At 72.9% G+C, this 20,374-nt stretch carries 14 protein-coding genes and 1 pseudogene; 10 read left to right on the forward strand and 5 right to left on the reverse strand.

All coding sequences use genetic code 11. From position 1 onward, the window contains the following. The first annotated feature begins 1 nt into the window (after window position 1). The 3 genes from ACFV57_RS05365 to ACFV57_RS05375 all read left to right on the forward strand — a co-directional run bounded on the left by ACFV57_RS05365 (window position 2) and on the right by ACFV57_RS05375 (window position 5,275). Window positions 2-2,386, forward strand: a complete 2,385-nt coding sequence (locus tag ACFV57_RS05365) for a xanthine dehydrogenase family protein molybdopterin-binding subunit (RefSeq protein WP_385225917.1) — start codon at window positions 2-4, stop codon at window positions 2,384-2,386. Between the two features lie 164 nt (window positions 2,387-2,550). Beyond that, complete coding sequence (locus ACFV57_RS05370; RefSeq protein WP_385225919.1) at window positions 2,551-4,008, forward strand: NCS2 family permease; 1,458 nt, start codon at window positions 2,551-2,553, stop codon at window positions 4,006-4,008. A 34-nt stretch (window positions 4,009-4,042) separates the two neighbouring features. After that, window positions 4,043-5,275, forward strand: coding sequence for an XdhC family protein (locus tag ACFV57_RS05375; RefSeq protein ID WP_385225921.1), 1,233 nt, complete (start codon window positions 4,043-4,045; stop codon window positions 5,273-5,275). Between the two features lie 18 nt (window positions 5,276-5,293). On the opposite strand, the pseudogene ACFV57_RS05380 reads toward ACFV57_RS05375, so the two are convergent. Next, window positions 5,294-6,613: pseudogene (locus ACFV57_RS05380) on the reverse strand (MFS transporter); the annotation flags it as partial. A 115-nt stretch (window positions 6,614-6,728) separates the two neighbouring features. Between ACFV57_RS05380 and ACFV57_RS05385 the strand changes: the two are divergent. Then, window positions 6,729-7,220: a winged helix-turn-helix transcriptional regulator gene (locus ACFV57_RS05385; RefSeq protein ID WP_385225923.1), complete on the forward strand. Its 492-nt coding sequence runs from the start codon at window positions 6,729-6,731 to the stop codon at window positions 7,218-7,220. Window positions 7,221-7,234: 14 nt separating this feature from the next. On the opposite strand, the gene ACFV57_RS05390 is transcribed toward ACFV57_RS05385, so the two are convergent. Next, window positions 7,235-8,233, reverse strand: coding sequence for an endonuclease/exonuclease/phosphatase family protein (locus ACFV57_RS05390; protein WP_385225925.1), 999 nt, complete (start codon window positions 8,231-8,233; stop codon window positions 7,235-7,237). A gap of 610 nt (window positions 8,234-8,843) precedes the next feature. On the opposite strand from ACFV57_RS05390, the gene mgtA reads away from it, so the two are divergent. The 4 genes from mgtA (at window position 8,844) to ACFV57_RS05410 (ending at window position 14,285) form a co-directional block, all read left to right on the forward strand. Continuing rightward, the gene (gene mgtA, locus ACFV57_RS05395; protein ID WP_385225927.1) at window positions 8,844-11,579 is read left to right on the forward strand and encodes a magnesium-translocating P-type ATPase; all 2,736 of its coding nucleotides are present in this window, start codon (window positions 8,844-8,846) and stop codon (window positions 11,577-11,579) included. Window positions 11,580-11,648: 69 nt separating this feature from the next. After that, a complete protein-coding gene (locus ACFV57_RS05400; protein WP_385225929.1) occupies window positions 11,649-12,542 on the forward strand; it encodes an MgtC/SapB family protein in 894 nt (297 codons plus the stop codon). A gap of 32 nt (window positions 12,543-12,574) precedes the next feature. Beyond that, the gene (locus ACFV57_RS05405) at window positions 12,575-13,783 is read left to right on the forward strand and encodes a GNAT family N-acetyltransferase (RefSeq protein ID WP_385225931.1); all 1,209 of its coding nucleotides are present in this window, start codon (window positions 12,575-12,577) and stop codon (window positions 13,781-13,783) included. Window positions 13,784-13,937: 154 nt separating this feature from the next. After that, complete coding sequence (locus ACFV57_RS05410; protein WP_385225933.1) at window positions 13,938-14,285, forward strand: PRC-barrel domain-containing protein; 348 nt, start codon at window positions 13,938-13,940, stop codon at window positions 14,283-14,285. 63 nt (window positions 14,286-14,348) lie between these two features. On the opposite strand, the gene ACFV57_RS05415 is transcribed toward ACFV57_RS05410, so the two are convergent. Further along, entirely contained in the window at window positions 14,349-15,191 is an 843-nt protein-coding gene (locus ACFV57_RS05415) for a response regulator transcription factor (RefSeq protein ID WP_385225935.1), read from the reverse strand. Window positions 15,192-15,284: 93 nt separating this feature from the next. Here ACFV57_RS05415 and ACFV57_RS05420 point away from each other — a divergent pair, with 93 nt between their 5' ends. Together ACFV57_RS05420 and ACFV57_RS05425 are read left to right on the forward strand one after the other, a co-directional pair. Then, window positions 15,285-17,114, forward strand: a complete 1,830-nt coding sequence (locus ACFV57_RS05420) for an AMP-binding protein (RefSeq protein WP_385225937.1) — start codon at window positions 15,285-15,287, stop codon at window positions 17,112-17,114. Next, the gene (locus tag ACFV57_RS05425; RefSeq protein WP_385225938.1) at window positions 17,111-18,829 is read left to right on the forward strand and encodes an AMP-binding protein; all 1,719 of its coding nucleotides are present in this window, start codon (window positions 17,111-17,113) and stop codon (window positions 18,827-18,829) included. The genes ACFV57_RS05420 and ACFV57_RS05425 overlap by 4 nt, the downstream gene beginning before the upstream one ends. A gap of 40 nt (window positions 18,830-18,869) precedes the next feature. On the opposite strand, the gene ACFV57_RS05430 is transcribed toward ACFV57_RS05425, so the two are convergent. Continuing rightward, window positions 18,870-19,244, reverse strand: coding sequence for an MmcQ/YjbR family DNA-binding protein (locus tag ACFV57_RS05430; protein ID WP_385225940.1), 375 nt, complete (start codon window positions 19,242-19,244; stop codon window positions 18,870-18,872). A 62-nt stretch (window positions 19,245-19,306) separates the two neighbouring features. Then, window positions 19,307-20,350: a CopD family protein gene (locus ACFV57_RS05435; RefSeq protein WP_385225942.1), complete on the reverse strand. Its 1,044-nt coding sequence runs from the start codon at window positions 20,348-20,350 to the stop codon at window positions 19,307-19,309. Window positions 20,351-20,374: the final 24 nt, after the last annotated feature.

Consider the following 20,374-nt stretch of genomic DNA (forward strand, 5'->3'; position numbering starts at 1 on the left):
CATGACCGGAGTCACCCGCACACCCACCCAGCTGACCCAGGGCGGCAAGACCGGCGCGGGCATCGGCGCCTCCACGCTGCGCCCGGACGGCACCCTCAAGGTGACCGGCGAGTTCGCGTACTCCTCGGACCTGTGGCACGAGGACATGCTGTGGGGCTTCACCCTGCGCTCCACCGTCGCGCACGCCGAGATCGTCTCCATCGACACCTCCGAGGCGCTCGCCCAGCCCGGTGTGTACGCCGTGCTCACCTACGACGACCTGCCCACGGACGTGAAGAACTACGGCCTGGAGATCCAGGACACGCCCGTACTGGCGCACGGCAAGGTCCGCCACCACGGCGAGCCGGTCGCGCTGGTCGCCGCCGACCACCCGGAGACCGCCCGCCGCGCCGCCGCCAGGATCAGGATCGAGTACGCCGAACTGCCGCTGGTCACCGACGAGGAGTCCGCGACCCGCGAGGGCGCGCCGCTGGTCCACGAGAACCGCGACGACTCCCACGCCGGACACGTACCGCACCCGAACATCGTGCACCGTCAGCCGATCGTGCGCGGCGACGCCGCCGCGGCGGCCCGCCGCGCCGATGTGATCGTCTCCGGCGAGTACGTCTTCGGCATGCAGGACCAGGCGTTCCTGGGCCCGGAGTCCGGACTCGCGGTGCCCGGCGAGGACGGCGGCGTCGACCTGTACGTGGCCACCCAGTGGCTGCACTCCGACCTGCGCCAGATCGCGCCCGTCCTCGGCCTGCCCGAGGACAAGGTCCGCATGACGCTGTCCGGCGTCGGCGGCGCCTTCGGCGGCCGTGAGGACCTGTCGATGCAGATCCACGCCTGTCTGCTCGCGCTGCGCACCGGCAAGCCCGTCAAGATCGTCTACAACCGCTTCGAGTCGTTCTTCGGGCACGTCCACCGGCACCCCGCCAAGCTCCGGTACGAGCACGGCGCCACCAAGGACGGCAAGCTCACCCACCTCAAGTGCCGCATCGTGCTGGACGGCGGCGCCTACGCGTCCGCCTCCCCGGCCGTCGTCGGCAACGCCTCCTCGCTCGCGGTCGGCCCGTACGTCGTCGACGACGTGGACATCGAGGCCGTCGCCCTCTACTCGAACAACCCGCCCTGCGGCGCCATGCGCGGCTTCGGCGCCGTCCAGGCGTGCTTCGCGTACGAGGCGCAGATGGACAAGCTGGCGAAGAAGCTCGGCATGGACCCGGTCGAGTTCCGGCAGCTGAACGCCATGGAGCAGGGCACCCTGCTGCCGACCGGCCAGGTGGTCGACTCCCCGGCGCCGGTCGCCGAACTGCTGCGCCGCGTCAAGGCGATGCCGCTGCCGCCGGAGAACCAGTGGGAGACCACCGAGGGCGCCGACGTCCGCGCGCTGCCCGGCGGACTGTCCAACACCACGCACGGCGAGGACGTCGTACGCGGTATCGGCTACGCCGTCGGCATCAAGAACGTCGGCTTCTCCGAGGGCTTCGACGACTACTCCACCGCCCGCGTCCGCATGGAGGTCGTCGGCGGTGAGGCGGTCGCGACCGTGCACACCGCGATGGCGGAGGTCGGCCAGGGCGGCGTCACCGTCCACGCGCAGATCGCCCGTACGGAACTGGGCGTCGACCAGGTCACCATCCAGCCGGCGGACACCCGGGTCGGCTCGGCCGGCTCCACCTCCGCCTCCCGGCAGACCTATGTCACCGGCGGCGCGGTGAAGAACACCTGCGAGCACGTGCGCGAGAAGGTCCTGGAGCTGGGCCGGCGCAGGTTCGGGACGTACCACCCGGCGTGGGCGACCGCCGAACTCCTCCTGGAGGGCGGCAAGGTCGTCACCGACGGCGGCGAGGTGCTCGCGGACCTCGTGGACGTCCTGGAGGGCGAGGCGGTCGACCTGGAGCTGGAGTGGCGGCACCGCCCCACCGAGGCGTTCGACCTGTGCACCGGCCAGGGCAACGGCCACGTCCAGTACTCCTTCGCCGCGCACCGCGCGGTCGTCGAGGTGGACACCGGACTCGGCCTCGTCAAGGTCATCGAACTGGCCTGCGCCCAGGACGTCGGCAAGGCGCTCAACCCGCTGTCCGTCGTCGGCCAGATCCAGGGCGGTACGACGCAGGGCCTCGGCGTCGCGGTGATGGAGGAGATCATCGTCGACCCGAAGACCGCGAAGGTGCGCAACCCCTCCTTCACGGACTATCTGATCCCCACGATCCTCGACACGCCGTCCATCCCGGTCGACGTGCTCGAACTCGCCGACGAGCACGCCCCGTACGGGCTGCGCGGCATCGGCGAGGCCCCCACCCTGTCGTCCACCCCGGCCGTCCTCGCGGCGATCCGGAACGCGACCGGGCTGGAACTGAACCGGACTCCGGTCCGCCCGGAGCACCTCACCGGCACCTGACCCGCGGCGGGCAGCCGTACGCGGTGCCGCTCACCGCCGTACGGCTGCCCGCCGCGGGCACCTGGGCCGTCCCCCGGGTCATACCGCCGATGTTCTGTCCCAAATCTCGCGACGCGGTGCGCGCGTGACGCGAGGGCCCCTATGAACCTTGGGAGTAAGGCACCATGACCCAGCAGTCCCTGGAGCCACCGACCATGGCGGAGGACGCGGGCGCGGGCACGCGTCAGCCCGCCGGCCGGTCCTGGCTCGACCGGTACTTCCACATATCCGACAGAGGGTCCACGGTCGCGCGTGAGGTGCGCGGCGGCATCACGACCTTCATGGCGATGTGTTACATCCTCCTGCTCAACCCCCTCATCCTGGCCACGCCGGACGTCGAGCGGCACACCCTGGGCAGCGCCGGCGTGGTGACGGCCACGGCGCTCGGCGCGGCGCTCTGCACGCTGCTCATGGGCTTCTTCGGCAAGGTGCCGCTGGCCCTGGCCGCCGGACTGAACGTTTCGGCGGCGCTGACCTCGCAGGTCGTCCCGTACATGACGTGGCCGCAGGCCATGGGGATGTGCGTCATGTACGGCGTCGTGATCATGCTCCTGGTGGTCACCGGCCTCCGCGAGATGATCATGAACGCCATTCCGCTGGCCCTCAAGCACGCCATCACCATGGGCATCGGCATGTTCGTCGCCCTGCTCGGCCTGGTGAAGGCCGGCTTCGTCGGCAAGGGCGCCGGCGGCCCCGTACAGCTCGGCCTGACCGGCGAACTCTCCGGCTGGCCGGTCCTCTTCTTCGCCGTCACCCTGCTGCTGATCTTCATGCTGCAGGCCCGCAACGTCCCCGGCGCCATCCTCATCGGCATCGTCGCCGGTACGGTCCTGTCCGTGCTCGCCACCACCCTCGGCGGCCTCACCGACAAGGACTGGGGCGGCGCCTCCCCCGAACTGCACGGCAGCGCCGTCGCCGCACCCGACTTCGGGCTCTTCGGGCACGTCGAGTTCGGCGGCTGGGACCGGATCGGCGCCCTGACCGTCGGCATGATCGTCTTCACGCTGGTGCTGGCCGGGTTCTTCGACGCGATGGCGACCATCATCGGCGTCGGTACGGAAGCGAAGCTCGCCGACGACAAGGGGCGGATGCCGGGCCTGTCCAAGGCGCTGTTCGTCGACGGTGCGGGCGGCGCGATCGGCGGTGTCGCGGGCGCGTCCGGCCAGACCGTGTTCATCGAGTCGGCCAGCGGCGTCGGCGAGGGCGCCCGCACCGGTCTGTCCTCCGTCGTCACCGGCCTGTTCTTCGCGGCCTGCCTCTTCTTCACCCCCCTCACCCAGCTCGTGCCCGCCCAGGTCGCCGCGGCCGCCCTCGTCGTCATCGGCTCGATGATGATGGGCGCCGCCAAGCATGTGGACTGGAGCGACCGATCGGTGGCCGTCCCGGTGTTCCTCACCGTGGCGCTGATGCCCTTCACGTACAACATCACCGCGGGCGTCGGCGCGGGCGTCATCGCCTACGCCGCCATCAAGACCGCACAGGGCAAGTGGCGGGAGGTCGGCGCCTTCATGTGGATACTCTGCCTGATCTTCCTCGTCTACTTCTCGCTGCACCCCATCGAGAACTGGCTGGGCGTCAAGTAACGCCCGGTCCGCCCCCACCCGTAAGGAGACCGACATGCTGGACATCGCCGACGAGCTGCACCGGTGGGCCCGGCAGGGGCGCCCCTTCGCGGTGGCCACGGTCGTGGCCACCAGCGGCAGCGCGCCCCGCCAGCCGGGCGCCGCACTCGCCGTCGACAGCGACGGCACGGCGGTCGGGTCGGTCTCCGGCGGATGCGTGGAAGGCGCGGTCTACGAGCTGTGCCAGGAAGCGCTGCGGACCGGGGAAACGGTTCTGGAGCGCTTCGGCTACAGCGACGAGGACGCCTTCGCGGTCGGCCTGACCTGCGGCGGCGTCATCGACATCCTCGTCACTCCGGTACGGCCGTACGGCACGGACGCACCGGAGGACGGCGATGCCGAAGGGGAGGCGGGAACGGAGCACGGTGCCCCCCGCACGCCCGCCGGACCGTCCCCCGCCACGGTCCTCACCACCGCCCTGGCCGCCGCCGCCTCGGGGGAGGCGGCAGCCGTCACCCGCGTCGTCAGCGGCCCGGCCCACCTCCTGGGCCGGGCCCTGCTCGTACGCCCCGACGGCGGCGTCACCGGCACCCTCGGCGGCCATCCGGAACTGGACCGCACCGCCGTCCACGAAACCCGCGCACTCCTGGACGCGGGCCGCACCGCCACCGTCGGGATCGGCGCGGACGGCTCCCGCTGCGGCGAGCCCGTCCTCCTCCTCGTCGAGTCCTCCGTCCCCCCGCCCCGCATGATCGTCTTCGGGGCCATCGACTTCGCCGCCGCGCTCGTGCGCGCCGGCAAGTTCCTCGGCTACCACGTCACCGTCTGCGACGCCCGCCCCGTCTTCGCCACCCGCGCCCGCTTCCCCGACGCGGACGAGATCGTCGTCGACTGGCCGCACCGCTACCTCGACACCCAGCACCCCGACCCCCGCACGGCGCTCTGCGTCCTCACCCACGACGCCAAGTTCGACGTCCCCCTCCTGGAACGCGCCCTGCGCCTGCCCGTCGCCTACGTCGGCGCCATGGGCTCCCGCCGCACCCACCTGGACCGCCTCGCCCGCCTGCGCGACGTCGGCCTGACCGAACTCGAACTCAACCGCCTGCGCTCACCCATCGGCCTCGACCTCGGCGCCCGCACCCCCGAGGAGACGGCCCTGTCCATCGCCGCCGAGATCATCGCCAACCGCCGCGGCGGCACCGGCACGCCCCTCACGGGCGCGCACACCCCTATTCACCATGACGCGCCGGCGCCCCTGGACCGCATCGGGCCGGTCCCGGCGGCGTGAGGGGGCGCGCCACCGAGGACTGACGACCACGGCGAGTACGGCGGACAGAAGGGGGACCAGAAGCGCGGTCCGGTAGGCGCTGAGGGGGTCCGGGCCGCCCAGGGACATGGCGGCGGTGGTCGCCGCCAGGCCGAGGGCCGCGCCGAACTGGAAGGACGTGTGGAGAAGGCCGCCGGCCAGGCCCTGTTCGCGGTGGTCGATGCCGTCCGTGGCGACGATGGTCAGGGGGCCGTAGGCCAGCGCGAAGGCGATGCCGATCAGCAGGAGGCTCGGGAACATCGCCGCGTACGCGAGGTCCGTGCCGAGCGGCAGGAAGGCGGCGTACGCGACGACCGTCAGCAGCAGACCGCCCAGGATCACCCGCGCGGTGCCGAACCGCCGGACGAGGCGGGGCGTCAGGACGGGGGCCAGCACCGCGTCGGCGCCCATCGCCAGCATCGCGAAGCCCGTCTCCAGCGCGGACCAGCCGCGCAGCTCACGCAGGTAGAGCACGACGACGAACTGGAACCCGAAGAACCCGCCGGTGAACAGCAGTCCGGTGAGGCCGGCGCGGACCAGGGAGCGCGTACGGAAGATGCCGGGCCGCACCAGCGGGGCGGGGGAGCGCCGCTCGATCCGTACGAACGCGAGCAGGAGGACCAGGGAAGCGGCGAAGGCGGCCAGGGTCTGCACCGGCGGGGCGTGCGTGGCGCGCTCGACGGCCAGGACGAACAGCAGGATCGCGCCGGTCACGGTGAGCGCGCCGGGCAGGTCCAGACGCGTGCGCGGTGAGCGGGAGACCTCCGTACGCGGAAGCAGCGGCAGCCCCGCGGCCAGGATCAGGGCCGCCAGCACGACCGGGGCGAAGAACACCCACCGCCAGCCGGCCGCCGCCAGCAGACCGCCGACGACCAGGCCGACCGAGAAGCCGGCGCCCCCGGTGCCCGAGTAGACCAGCAGCGCCTTGGTGCGGTGCGGCCCGGCGGGGAAGCCGGTGGTGATGAGCGACAGCCCGGCGGGGGTCATGAACGCGGCGCACGCGCCCGTCACGAACCGGGCGAGGACGAGCGTCCACCCGTCGCCCGCCAGGCCGCCCAGGCCGGAGAAGACGAGGAAGACCACGAGCGGCAGCAGGAACATCCGCCGCCGTCCGAACAGGTCGGCGGCCCGCCCGCCGAGCAGCATGAAGCCGCCGTAGCCGAGCGCGTACGCGCTCACCACCCACTGCAACGCGCCGGTGGACAGGCCGAGTTCGTCCCGGATCGACGGCAGTGCCGCGTTCAGCATGGCGACGTCGATCCCCTCCAGGAAGATCGCGCCGCACAGGACGAGCAGCACGCCCCAGGTGCGGCCGCTCATACGGGCGTCGTCCCCGGGCGGCCGGGCCGTGGTGGTGGGCCTCATGGCTCGGTTCCTTCCACGCAGGTCGGTTACCTCTTGTTACCGACCGCATCTTCCGGCACCGTGTTCGGCCATGGAAGAAGGCACTTCGAAGTCACCCGGGCACCCCGGAGTAACCCGTCCGCCCGAGCCGTGCGCCGACGGCGCGTACGGGGACGCCCCCGGCGCCGACTGTGACTACGACGCCCGGCAGTGGGACGTACGGGAGGGCTGCGAGGTCCGGCAGATCCTCGACCGCGTCGCCGACAAGTGGTCGCTGCTCGTCATCGCGCTGCTGGACCGCCGCACGCTGCGCTTCACCGAACTGCGCCGCGAGGTCGACGGCATCAGCCAGCGGATGCTGACGGTCACCCTGCGCCGGCTCGAACGCGACGGCCTCGTCCGCCGCACCGTGCACCCCGTCGTCCCGCCCCGGGTGGACTACGAGCTGACGCCGCTCGGCACGACCCTGCACGACACCATCCAGGCCCTGGTCACCTGGTCCGAGGAGCACCAGGAAGAGATCGCCGGGGCCCGCGCCGCGTACGACCGCCGCGAGCGGGACCAGCGGGAAGGGCAGGGCTGACGGAGGGAGAGGACTCAGCGCGCGGCGCGCAGCTCCAGGTCGACGAGGAGTGCCCGGTGATCCGTGCCGGTCAGGTCGAGGAAGCGCGCCGCGCCCGGGTGCAGGGTCTCGCTGACGAGGACGTGGTCGATCTGGGCGCCCAGCACGGGAGTGGTGCGGGCGGGCCAGGTCGGGGTGCGGGGGCGGCCCGCCAGGCCGGCGCTGTCGCGGAGGCCGGTGTCCAGGACGGCGCGGAAGGCGGCGTGGTCCTGGGAGGAGTTGAAGTCGCCCGCGACGATCAGCGGTTCGGGACCGCGGGAGGCGGCGAGGGCGCGCAGGCGGCCCAGTTCGGTGCGCCAGGTGTCCAGGGAGGCGGGCAGCGGGGGCATGGGGTGGGCGACCTGGAAGCGCAGACGGTGTCCCCGGACGGTGACGGCCGCGCGCGGCATGGCGAGTTCGCCGGTGACCCGGCCGTCCGCGGTGAGCGGGAACCTGCTCAGTACGGCGGAGCCCTCGGCGTCGCCGTGCCCGGCGAGCAGGCGGTAGGGGTAGGCGGCGCGTACTCCGGCGGATTCCAGGGCGGCGGCGCAGCGCAGCGGATCGCACTCCTGGACCGCGACGAGGTCGGGGCCCTCCCGGCGCAGCGTGGCCAGCAGCCCGTCCGTCGCCCGGCCGAACTCCAGGTTCGCGGTCAGTACGCGCAGGTGGGCGAGGACCGGGCCGTGCGATACGGGGGCGTCGCCGCCGTACGGCCGGACGAACGCGGCCAGCCCGAGCAGGACGGCGGCGGCCCAGAAGAGGCCGGGCCGCCAGCGTGCCGCCAGGGACAGCGCCAGGCCGAGCCCGGCGGGCACCGGCAACCACGGCAGAAAGGCCAGCAGTTGCGGTACGGGTGTCACACCGTCCGCGCCGGCGGCACGGAACGCCAGGGGAACGGTGGCGACGAGCAGGAACACGCCCGCGCCGGCCGGGACCGCCCGCGGCCGTCGTGGTGCCGTACCGGTCGCAGCGGCCGTGGTAATTCCCGTCGCCATAGGACGATGATGCCGTACCGGCCGGCGGGTGCGAGGTGAATCACACCGGTGCTTGGCGAATTCTTGGCCGAAAAGGGGAGAGGCCGGCGGGGCGGGTATGGCATTATTCGGGGAGCGGGTGCCGGAAGGTGCGGCACCCGGTTTGTGTCCGCGCGAGCAAGGAGGTGATCGGGATGAGTCCCGAAGGAAGTCCTTGCCGCAGCGTCGCAGTGTGCTGACCGCACTGCCCGAATTCATCGTGCGCAAGGCCGACACCGCGGCCCCCGCTGGGGCCCGGTGCGCCGCGCTGCGTGCAGCCACCGCTGAGCGGCGGCCGTTTCCTGTGCGTCCCCGCGGTGTGCGTCCGTACGCCGCTCCCGGCGCCGTCGGCGGCTGATTCCGCGCGTTCGGCCTTCCGGTACGTGTACGTGCCCTCCCGCACGTTTTTCCGCAGCGCCCTGCGCTGAATGCGCGCATTTTCGCCGCGGCGATTTCCCCTGCGCATTTCCCGTTCCGCTTTTCCTTTTCCGCAGTCTTTTTTCGTCCACATCCTCGTCGCGGGGCCGTGCGCCGCCGGGTCATGCCGTCATGCCCCGGTGCCGCCACGCCCCCGTACGGAGGGAGGCTTGTCATGACCGACCTGCTCACCCCCGAGAAGCTCGCGCCGCCCGGCCGCCGCCCGCGCCGCCGCGAGCAGAAGGCCGCCGAACTGGCGGCCCGTACCCGCGCCGCCGGCGAGTACCTGGCCGCGATCAGCGCACGCCCCGCCACCCGGGTCCTCCACGACCTGCGCACCGGCCGGGACGGGCTGCTGCACGAGGACGCCGTGGCGCGCCTGCACCGCGACGGCCCCAACGTCGTCGCGCACGAGCGCGCCCCGCGCTGGTACGTGCAGCTGGCCAAGGCGTTCTGGAACCCGTTCATCCTCGTGCTCGCGGCCCTGGCCACCGTGATGTACGTGCAGTGGCTCCAGGTCGCCGACACCGAGCCCTTCGACGCGAAGATTCCCATCCTCGGCGCGATGGTGCTGATCAGCGCGCTGCTGCGGTTCTGGCAGGAGTACCGCTCGGGCAGCTCCGCCGCCGCGCTGCGCGCCCTGGTCACCACGACCACCGCCGTACAGCGCCGGGCGGGCCGGGCCCAGGCGCCGGTCACCTCCGAGATCCCCGTGGCGGACGTGGTGCGCGGCGACGTCGTCGCACTGGCCGCGGGCGACCTCGTACCGGCCGACCTGCGGCTGCTGTCCGCCAAGGACCTCATGGTCGCCCAGGCCGCGCTGACCGGCGAGTCGCTGCCCGTCGCCAAGGCCGACACGCGGGCCGGCGACGACGGCCGGGACCTGACCGCCGACCCGGTGGAGGCGGACAACCTGGTGCTGGCGGGCACGTCCGTCACCTCCGGCACCGCGACGGGAGTGGTCGTGGCCACCGGCGCGGACACCTACTTCGGGTCGATGGCCGGCTCGCTGTCCGGCGAGCGCCCGGAGACCAGCTTCGACGCCGGGGTGAAGAAGGTCAGCTTCCTGCTGATCCGCTTCATGCTGGTGATGGTGCCGCTGGTCTTCGCCGTCAACGGTCTGACGAAGGGCGACTGGGCCGAGGCGTTCACCTTCGCGGTGGCCGTCGCGGTGGGTCTGACGCCCGAGATGCTGCCGATGGTGGTCACCACCAACCTGGCGCGCGGCGCGGTCGCCATGGCGAAGCGCAAGGTCGTCGTCAAGCGCCTGAACGCCATCCAGAACCTCGGCGGGATGGACGTGCTGTGCACGGACAAGACCGGGACGCTGACCGAGGACCGCGTCGTCCTGGACCGCTATCTCGACGTACGCGGCCACGAGGACGGCGAGGTGCTGGAGTACGCCTACCTCAACAGCCACTTCCAGACGGGGCTGCGCAACCTCATGGACCAGGCCGTCGTCGACCGGATGCATGAGGCCGAGGAGGTGGTCGTCGACGCCCGGTTCACGCTCGTCGACGAGGTCCCCTTCGACTTCGCGCGGCGCCGGATGTCGGTGGTGCTCCGCCGCAACGACCTCGAAGGACCGGCCGCCGAGCACCTCCTCGTCACCAAGGGTGCCGTGGAGGAGGTCCTCGCGCTCTGCACCCACCTCACCGACGGCGGGCAGCGCGTGGAGCTGACCGACGCGCTGCGCCGGCAGGTCACCCTGATCGCCGAGAACCACAACCGGCAGGGACTGCGGGTCCTGGCGGTGGCGACCCGTACGCTTCCGGCGGCCGGTGACGCGTACGGCGTCGCCGACGAGGCGGAGCTGACCCTGCGGGGTTTCCTGGCCTTCCTCGACCCGCCGAAGCAGGACGCCGCCGAGGCGCTGCGCGGCCTGGCCGGCAGCGGCATCGCCGTCAAGGTCGTCACCGGGGACAACGAGCTGGTCGCGGCGCGGGTGTGCGCCGAGGTCGGCATCGAGGTGGGCACCGTCGTCACGGGGCCCTACCTGGACCTCCTCGACGAGCCGGAGCTGGCCGGGCTGGTCCGTACGACCACTGTGTTCGCCAAGGTCAACCCCGTACAGAAGGCCCGGATCGTCCGCGCGCTGCAGAGCGCGGGGCACACCGTCGGCTTCCTCGGCGACGGCATCAACGACGCCGCGGCGCTGCGCGAGGCGGACGTCGGCGTCTCCGTCGACACCGCCGTCGACATCGCCAAGGAGTCCGCGGACATCATCCTGCTGGAGAAGGACCTCACCGTCCTCGGGCAGGGCGTGCTCCAGGGCCGCCGGACCTTCGGCAACACCATCAAGTACCTCAAGATGACGGCCTCCTCGAACTTCGGGAACGTCTTCTCGGTGCTGGCCGCCTCCGCGTTCCTCCCCTTCCAGCCGATGCTGGCCACCCAGCTGCTCGTACAGAACCTCTGCTACGACATCTCGCAGCTCGCCACGCCCTGGGACCGGATGGACGCCGAGTACCTGCGCAAGCCGCGTACCTGGGACGCCCGGGGCATCGGGCGGTTCATGCTCGTCCTCGGCCCGACCAGCTCGGTCTTCGACATCACCACGTTCCTGCTGATGTGGCACGTCTTCGGGGCGGACAGCGAGGCGCACCAGGCGCTGTTCCAGTCCGGCTGGTTCGTCGAGGGGCTGCTGACGCAGACGCTCGTGGTGCACATGCTGCGCACCCGCAAGGTGCCGTTCCTGCGGTCCCGGGCCACCTGGCCGGTGCTGCTGATGACCGGCCTGGTCATGGCGTTCGGCATCGCCCTGCCCTTCTCGCCGCTGGCCCCGGCCCTGGGGCTCACGGCCCTGCCGGTGAGCTACTTCCCGTGGCTGGCCGGGACGCTGCTGGCGTACTGCCTGCTGACCCAGGGCGTGAAGACCTGGTACGTCCGCCGGTTCAACACCTGGCTGTGAGCCGCCGAAGGAGAAAGGGGGCCGCCTGCGGGCGGCCCCGCGCGGGCACCTGGAGGAGGAGCGCGGATCATGGTCAACGAGTGGCAGCTGGCCGGCAACATCGCCGCCGGCCTGGGCTTCGGGGCGGTCATCGGCCTGGAACGGCAGTGGCGTGCCCGGATGGCGGGACTGCGCACGAACGCGCTGGTCGCGGCCGGTGCCGCGCTCTTCGTCCTGCTCTCGCAGTACGGCTTCGCGGCCGCGACCAGCACCACGGGCTACGACGGTTCGCGGGTCGCCGCGCAGATCGTCTCCGGCATCGGTTTCCTCGGCGCCGGCGTCATCATGCGCGACGGGCTGAACGTACGCGGCCTGAACACCGCGGCCACCCTGTGGTGCTCGGCCGCGGTCGGCGCCCTGGCCGGCACCGGGCTGTACGTGGTCGCGGGGCTCGGCACGGCCGGGGTGGTCGGCGCCAACCTGGTGCTGCGGCCGCTGGGCCGGCGGATGGACCGGGAGCCGGGCGGCGGCGCGGAGGTCGCCACCGACTACTACTTCGAGGCGGTGTGCGCCGAGCCCGAGGAGGCGCACATCCGGGCCCTGGTCGTACAGGCCGTCAGCCGTCCGGGCTTTCGGCTGCGGGCGGTGCACAGCCACGACGACGGCACGCCGGGGAAGGGCGACACGGCTTCGCCGCGGGTCACCGTCGCCGCCGAGCTGACCACCGAACGGCGCGACGACAGCCTGCTCGAAGAGGCGGTCAGCAGGCTGTCGCTGGAGCCCGCGGTGTCGGCCGTGAGCTGGACGGTCGTGAACAACCCGGACGGCGGCGAGGACGACTTCGACGGCACCTACGGTGACGGCTACCGCGACCGGCCGCCGCCCCGGCGCCGCCACCGGGTGCGGGACTTCTTCTCGGGGCCCGGCGGGCCGGGCTCCGGCGGACCCGGCGGCTCCGGCGGACCGCCGCCGAAAACCGGGTGACGGCGAGCCGGACCGGGGTTAGCGTCCTTGGGGTGACCACGGACATCCGGGACATCCCCGAAGCACATGTCGACCGTGCCCTCGACCTCGCCCACCTCGCCTTCCACGCGAAGGTCGGCGACGCCACCCGCAAGCGTCAGCGCGAACTGCTGCTGGGCTGCGAGCGGGTGGGCGCCTACGAGGACGAGGAGATCGTCGGCTTCACCGCGGCGCACCGCCTGGGGCTCTCCGTGCCGGGCGGCGAACTGCCCGTCGCCGAACTGGACTTCGTCTCGGTCGCGCCCACCCACCGGCGGCGCGGCGTGCTGACCGGCATGATCGGCGAACTGTGGCGCCGCTGCGCCGCCGACGGCCGGCCGCTGGCCTGCCTGTGGGCGTCGGAGGAGGCGATCTACGGCCGCTTCGGCTTCGGCCCCGCCACCGAGGCGTACAACGTCGAGATCGACTCCACCCGGCCGCTGGACCTGCGCATCACGCCCGACCGGCGCCCGCTGCGGCTGCTCGATCCGGCGGCGGCGGTGCCGGTGATCGCGCCGCTGTACGAGGCGAGCCGGGCGCGGCGCAGCGGGCGGCTCTCCCGCGACGAGGCGTGGTGGCGGTGGTCCGTGCGGTCCGACGGCGAGGACGACGACGACAACGACAACGACGGCCCGAAGCGCGTCGTCGTCCTCGGCGACAAGGGCGCCCCCGCCGTCGGCTACGTCACCTACCGGGTGGGGGAGAAGGGCACCGTGACCGTCGGGGAGCTGGAGGCGGCCGACGCACCGGCCGCGGCGGCCCTCTGGTCGTATCTGGCGTCCATCGACCTGACCCGCAAGATACAGGCCTGGACGGTGGCCCCCGACGACCCGCTGCTGCACTTCGCCGCCGACCGCGACCAGGTGCGCGTCACCGGCCAGTGGCCCGCGATGTGGCTCCGGCTGGTGGACGTGGCGCAGGCCCTGACCGCCCGGTCCTGGGCCGCGCCCGTCGATCTCGTACTGGAGGTGCGCGACGCCACGCTGCCCGCCAACGCCGGCCGCTTCCGGCTGACGGCGGACCCGTCCGGCGCCGTGTACGAGCCCGCCGACGGCCCGGCCGACCTGGCCCTGGACGTACGGGAACTGGCCTCCTGCTACCTCGGCGGCACCCCGCTGCGGCGGCTGGTGCGGGCCGGGCTGGCCGAGGAGCGTACGCCGGGCGCGGCCCGGCTGCTGGACGCCGCGCTGGAGACGGAGTACCTGCCGTTCACCGGCGACTGAGGGACGGCCGGCGCACCGGGGGCTGTTGCCCGGACGGGTGGCCGCGCGGCGCGGTGGCCGGAAGCGGCGCACCGGTTCGTACCGCCGTTTGGGTGGGGTGCGGCCGGGCACCCGGCGCCGTGTCCCGAGTCCCGATCGTGCGAAGGAGCGTTCCATGACCGACATCTGGGGCTACCCGGCCTCCGCCGGCCACACGGCCGGCACGGACCTCGTGGGGTTCAAGGTCGAGGCCACGGACGGCAGCATCGGCAAGGTCGACAAGCACTCCGACGAGGTGGGCTCCGCCTGGATCGTGGTCGACACCGGTGTATGGATCTTCGGCAAGCACGTCCTGCTGCCGGCCGGGGTCATCGCCTCGGTGGACACCGCCGAACGCAAGATCTACGTCTCCCGCACCAAGGCGGAGATCAAGAACTCCCCGGAGTTCGACAAGGAGAAGCACCTCGGCAACCCGGACTACCACCAGCAACTCGGCTCGTACTACCAGCCGCACCACAAGTGACACCCCGCACCGCGAGGGGGGCCGGCCGGTCGTCCCGGCCGGCCCCGCTCGTCCGCGCTCCGGTCACGGCAGCAGCCCCGCCCGGCGCGCCGCCACCACCGCTTGGAGCCGCGAGTGCACCCCGAGCTTGCGCATGGCGGACCGCAGATAGCTCTTGACCGTCTCAGGACGCAGCCCCAGCCGCTCCGCGGCCACCGCGTTGGTCGCGCCCGAGGCCACGCACGCCAGGACGTCCACCTCGCGCGGTGCCAGCGCCGGGCCGTCCGCCCTGCCGCGACCGGGAGCGGACGCCGCCGCCAGCCGCCCGCACGCCGCCAGCATCTCGTGGCGCAGCGCCGGGTCCGCGATCCGCTGCGCCAGCGCCCGCAGGTCGCCGTGCGCCTCGCGCACCTCCTCCCACACCGCCGGGTCGGCGGTCGCCGGCTGCCGGGCGACCGTCAGCAGCCGCTGGGCCTCGTCCTGGAGCAGCAGGGCCTGTTCCAGTTCGCGGGCGGCCTCCATCGCGGCGGACAGCGGGCGGTCACCGAGCCGTACGGGATGGCGCAGTGCCCCGTAGAGGACCCCGCGCACCCGGCGCCGCACCACGACCGGTACCGCGAGCACCGAGTACAGGCCCTCGGCCGCCACCGCCGCGTCGTACTCGTGGCTGATGACGGGGGAGGAGTGGTAGTCGGTCACCGCGAAGGGGCGGGTGAGCACGGCCGCCTTGCCGCCGAGGCCGTTGCCGTGCCGGATGGCCAGCCCGTGCAGCGCCGTGGTGGTGGTGCCCGACAGTTCGCTGATGCGATAGCGGCCCGGGCCGTACCGCAGCCCGCCGAACGCCACCGGCAGCCCGCTCGTCCGCCGCAGCCGCGACAGCGCCGCCCGTACGTCGACGGACCCGCCACACTCTGACTCGACCCGCACGTCGAAACCTCCGCTTCCCCCCGTTCGGGGGTGGTGAGACCTGCGTCACTGATTACACGATGGCGGTAGGCGGTGCGGCAATGAGGAGGACATATGGCGGACACGGATACGACAGGTGCGACGGGCGGTACGGACGGTATGGGCGGGGTTGTTCCTGTTGCGGAAGTGACGGGAGCGGCGGACGCCACGGCAGCGGATGACACCACGGCCGCGGCATCGCCCGGAACGGGCGCGGCGCCCGCCGACCCGACCGCGCAGTTCCGCGCGGCCCGGGACCACCTCCTGCGCCACCGCGAGGACTACGACGGCGCCCGCGCGGGCTTCGGCTGGCCCCGCCCGGCGCACTTCAACTGGGCGCTGGACTGGTTCGACCGCATCGCCGACGGCAACGACCGCACCGCCCTGCACATCGTCGAGGAGGACGGCACCCACACCCGCCGCACCTTCGACCAGCTGCGCCGCGTCTCGGACCGGGCCGCCAACTGGCTCGCCGCCCAGGGCGTACGGGCCGGGGACCGGATCGTGGTCATGCTCGGCAACCAGGCCGAGCTGTGGGAGACCGCCCTCGCCGCGATGAAGCTGCGCGCCGTCGTCATCCCCGCCACCCCGCTGCTCGGCCCGCTCGACCTCGCCGACCGCGTGGAGCGCGGCCGGGCCCGGCACGTGCTCGTACGGGCCGCGGACACCGGCAAGTTCGCGGACGTCCCCGGCGACTACACGCGGATCGCGGTCGGCGGCGACGCCAAGACGGCCGCCGCGGGCTGGCTCGCCTACGAGGACGCGTACACCGCTCCCGAGACGTACGAGCCCACGGGCCCCACCCGCGCCGACGAACCCCTGATGCTCTACTTCACCTCCGGCACCACGGCCCGCCCCAAGCTGGTGGAACACACCCACACCTCCTACCCCGTCGGCCACTTGGCCACGATGTACTGGATCGGCCTCAAGCCCGGCGACGTCCACCTGAACATCTCCTCCCCGGGCTGGGCCAAGCACGCCTGGTCCAACCTCTTCGCCCCCTGGAACGCCGAGGCCACCGTCTTCATCCACAACTACACCCGCTTCGACGCGGCCCGGCTGATGGCCGAGATGGACCGGGCGGGCGTCACCAGCTTCTGCGCCCCGCCGACCGTGTGGCGGATGCTCATCCAGGCCGACCTGACGGCGCTGAAGAACCCGCCGCGGGAGATCGTCGCGGCCGGCGAACCGCTCAACCCGGAGATCATCGAGCGGGTGCGGGAGGCGTGGGGCGTCACCATCCGCGACGGTTTCGGCCAGACCGAGACCGCCGTCCAGGTCGCCAACACCCCGGGCCAGCCCCTCAAACCGGGCTCCATGGGCCGCCCCACTCCCGGCTTCGAGGTCGTCCTGCTGGACCCGGCGACCGGCCGGCCCGCCGACGAGGGCGAGATCGCCCTCGACCTGTCGGCCCGGCCGGTGGGCCTGACCACCGGCTACCACGGCGACCCGGAGCGCACCGCCGAGGCGATGGCCGGTGGCTACTACCGGACGGGGGACATCGGCTCGCGCGACAGCGACGGCTACATCACCTACGTGGGCCGCGCCGACGACGTCTTCAAGGCATCCGACTACAAGATCTCACCCTTCGAGCTGGAGAGCGCACTCCTGGAGCACGAGGCGGTGGCCGAGGCCGCCGTGGTGCCCGCGCCCGACCCGGTCAGGCTCGCCGTTCCCAAGGCGTACGTGGTGCTGGCGGCCGGCTGGGAGCCCGGACCGGAGACCGCGGCGGTGCTCTTCGCCCATTCCCGCGCGGTGCTCGCCCCGTACAAACGCGTGCGGCGACTGGAGTTCGCGGACCTGCCCAAGACGGTGTCGGGCAAGATCCGCCGTGTGGAACTGCGCGAGCGCACCGCCGACGAGGGCGGCGGCGCCGCCGAGTACCGAGAGGAAGACCACCGATGACCGACATGAGCAGGCCGCCGAGCCACCCGCCGGGACCCCGGGAGACCGGGGAGAGTGGCGCCGAGGGCCACCGGGCGGCGTACGCGCGGGGCGAGACCGGCCGGCCGCTGCTCGACCGCACCATCGGCGCCGACCTGGAGCGTGCGATCAGCCGCTTCGGCGACCGCGAGGCGCTGGTCGACGTGGCGGGCGGGCGCCGCTGGACGTACGCGGAGCTGGGCCGGGCGGTGGACGAGGTCGCGCTCGGCCTGCTCGCCAAGGGCGTGCGCAAGGGCGACCGGGTCGGCATCTGGGCGCCCAACTGCCCGGAGTGGGTGCTGGTGCAGTACGCCACCGCCCGCATCGGCGCCATCATGGTCAACATCAATCCCGCCTACCGTGTGCACGAATTGGCGTACGTGCTCAAGCAGGCCGGGATGAGCGTGCTGGTCTCCGCCGTCGCGCACCGGAGCAGCGACTACCGGCGGATGATCGAGCAGGTACGGGCCGAGAGCCGGGCCCTGCGCGATGTGGTCTACATCGACGACCCGACCTGGGACGGCCTGCTGGCGGCCGGTGCCGGGGTGCCGCGGGAGAAGCTCGCCGCCTGCGCGAAGGAGCTGTCGCCGCACGACCCCGTCAACATCCAGTACACCTCCGGCACCACCGGCTTCCCCAAGGGCGCCACCCTCTCCCACCACAACATCCTCAACAACGGCTTCTGGGTGGGCGAGACGGTCGGCTACACCGAACACGACCGGGTGTGCCTGCCGGTGCCCTTCTACCACTGCTTCGGCATGGTGATGGGCAACCTCGGCGCCACCTCGCACGGCGCCTGCATCGTCATCCCGGCCCCGGCCTTCGAGGCGGCGGCCACCCTGCGGGCCGTCCAGGAGGAGCGCTGCACCTCCCTGTACGGCGTACCGACGATGTTCATCGCCGAGCTGGACCACCCGGACTTCGCCACGTACGACCTGTCGTCCCTGCGCACCGGGATCATGGCGGGCTCGCCGTGCCCGGAGGAGGTGATGCGGCGGGTCGTCTCCGAGATGCACATGGCCGAGGTCTCCATCTGCTACGGCATGACCGAGACCTCGCCGGTCTCCACCCAGACCCGGCGCGACGACGACCTGGCGCACCGCACCGGCACGGTCGGCCGGGTGCTGCCGCACATCGAGGTCAAGGTGGTGGACCCGGCGACCGGCGCGACCGTGCAGCGCGGCGAGCCGGGCGAGCTGTGCACCCGCGGCTACAGCGTGATGCTGGGCTACTGGGAGGAGCCGGAGCGCACGGACGAGGCGATCGACGCGGAACGCTGGATGCACACCGGCGACCTCGCGGTGATGAACGACGACGGCTACCTGCGGATCGTCGGCCGCATCAAGGACATGATCATCCGGGGTGGTGAGAACGTCTACCCGCGCGAGATCGAGGAGTTCCTCTACACCCATCCCAAGATCGCGGACGTGCAGGTGGTCGGCGTCCCGGACGAAAAGTACGGCGAGGAGATCGCCGCCTGCGTCATCCTGCGCGACGCCGCGGACGGGCTCACCCGTGACGAGCTGGCCCGGTACTGCCGCTCACGGCTGGCCCACTACAAGGTCCCGCGGTACGTGCACGTCCTCGACGCCTTCCCGATGACCGTCAGCGGCAAGGTCAGGAAGGTCGAGCTGCGGGAGCGGCTGGCGGCGCGGCTGGCGGCCGACGCGGGACCCGTCGAGGCGGCCCGGACGTAAGCGCCCGGACGGCGGTACGGCCGGGCCGCGCGCCCCGGAATCAGGCGCGGCCCGGCCAGTCCAGCACCAGCTGCTGCGCCCGCGGCAGCCGCGCCACGATGAGGTCGTACGAGTCCTCGATCATGTCCAGGACGAGCCGGTCGTCCAGCGCGCCCGCCAGCGAAACGGTGTTCCAGTGCCGCTTGTTGAGGTGGTAGCCGGGCACGATCTCGGGGTGCGCGGCACGCAGCCGCTCGGCCAGCTCCGGGTCGCACTTCAGACTCACGCTCAGCGGCTCGGCGTCCAGGCTGGTCAGCGCGAAGATCTTGCCGCCGACCTTGAACGTGCACACCTCCGGAGCACGGGGGAACGGGAACTCCTCGCTCGCCCCGTTGAAGTCCAGACAGGCCGCCCGCAGTGTCTTCGCATCGAACATGCGGGCATTATCGCGCGCGCCGGGGCCGCCCCATGGGCCCGTACGCCCTGCCGGAGCGCCGGTCAGACCGGCGCGGGCGGCAGCGGAACGGCGGTCAGAACGGCGGAAACCAGCACCACCGCCGCCAGCGCCACCACCTCCGCACGGGCCGGGCGGGTGGCCGCCCCCGGCACGGCCGCCTCCCGCCGCAACCGCCCGCGCGCGGCCAGCGCCAGCCCGCTCACGATCAGCACGAGCACCAGCTTGGCCAGCAGGACACGGCCGTAGCCCGACGTGAACGTCTCCGCGAGCGGCAGGCGGCGCAGCGTGCTGCACACCCCGGTCACCGTGATCGCCGCGAACAGCAGCGCCGCCGGGCGCGCATACCGCACCAGCAACTCCCGGCCGGCCGTCGCGTCGTGCCGCCACCGCCACCGGGTACGCAGCACGTGCAGCAGCCCGCCGGCCCACAGTGCCGTCGCCGTCAGGTGCACGAGGGTGAGCGCGGTGCCGATCTCCGGGCTGGTGGTCTCGGGGTGGGCCCGCAGTGCCTCGCCGCACACGACGGCCGCCAGCGGGACGGCGGCCCGCCCCGGGCGTCTGGCAGCGGCACACAGAGCGGCCAGCAGGAACGCGTTGGCCTCCAGGAGGGCCAGCAGGCCGGGCCGCGTGGCGTACGCGGCGACGAGCGCCGGACCGGACAGCCCGGCCACCGGCGACCCGCTCCCGGCCACCAGCAGCAGCTGCCCCACGGCCGCCGCCACCCCGGTCCACGCGGCCCGCACGGCCCAGCTCCGCGGCAGCTGCGCCGGAGCCCCGCCCACCCGCCGCGCGAGCCGCACTCCCGCCAGCTCACCGACGTGCACGCACAGGGCGGCCAGCAGCACCGCCCGCAGCAGGGCGGTGGCCCCGTCCCCGGGTAATCGGATCTCGTACGACTCGTCGACCGCAAGCCCCGTGCCGAGCAGCGGCACGAGCACCGCGACGCAGACGCCCGCGGCCACGGCGCACAGCCGCCGCGCCGACGGACGGCGCGCGGCCGTCCCGCCCGGACCGGCCGCCTCGCCGTCCGGGGCCGTCACGACAGGTCCGGGGGTGGGCCGGGAAGCCGGTTGGGGTGGATTCATCCGGCGATCGTCCCCGCGGCCGGA

This window comes from Streptomyces sp. NPDC059788 (assembly GCF_042732265.1).
Classification (GTDB): domain Bacteria; phylum Actinomycetota; class Actinomycetes; order Streptomycetales; family Streptomycetaceae; genus Streptomyces.

Excerpts from the sequence above, each read along its gene's own strand:
- ACFV57_RS05375 (WP_385225921.1), top strand. The coding sequence starts at position 4,043 with ATGCTGGACATCGCCGACGAGCTGCACCGGTGGGCCCGGCAGGGGCGC.
- ACFV57_RS05430 (WP_385225940.1), bottom strand. The coding sequence starts at position 19,244 with ATGTTCGATGCGAAGACACTGCGGGCGGCCTGTCTGGACTTCAACGGG.
- ACFV57_RS05400 (WP_385225929.1), top strand. The coding sequence starts at position 11,649 with ATGGTCAACGAGTGGCAGCTGGCCGGCAACATCGCCGCCGGCCTGGGC.
- mgtA (WP_385225927.1), top strand. The coding sequence starts at position 8,844 with ATGACCGACCTGCTCACCCCCGAGAAGCTCGCGCCGCCCGGCCGCCGC.
- ACFV57_RS05390 (WP_385225925.1), bottom strand. The coding sequence starts at position 8,233 with ATGGCGACGGGAATTACCACGGCCGCTGCGACCGGTACGGCACCACGA.
- ACFV57_RS05370 (WP_385225919.1), top strand. The coding sequence starts at position 2,551 with ATGACCCAGCAGTCCCTGGAGCCACCGACCATGGCGGAGGACGCGGGC.
- ACFV57_RS05425 (WP_385225938.1), top strand. The coding sequence starts at position 17,111 with ATGACCGACATGAGCAGGCCGCCGAGCCACCCGCCGGGACCCCGGGAG.
- ACFV57_RS05385 (WP_385225923.1), top strand. The coding sequence starts at position 6,729 with ATGGAAGAAGGCACTTCGAAGTCACCCGGGCACCCCGGAGTAACCCGT.
- ACFV57_RS05410 (WP_385225933.1), top strand. The coding sequence starts at position 13,938 with ATGACCGACATCTGGGGCTACCCGGCCTCCGCCGGCCACACGGCCGGC.
- ACFV57_RS05435 (WP_385225942.1), bottom strand. The coding sequence starts at position 20,350 with ATGAATCCACCCCAACCGGCTTCCCGGCCCACCCCCGGACCTGTCGTG.
- ACFV57_RS05365 (WP_385225917.1), top strand. The coding sequence starts at position 2 with ATGACCGGAGTCACCCGCACACCCACCCAGCTGACCCAGGGCGGCAAG.
- ACFV57_RS05420 (WP_385225937.1), top strand. The coding sequence starts at position 15,285 with ATGGCGGACACGGATACGACAGGTGCGACGGGCGGTACGGACGGTATG.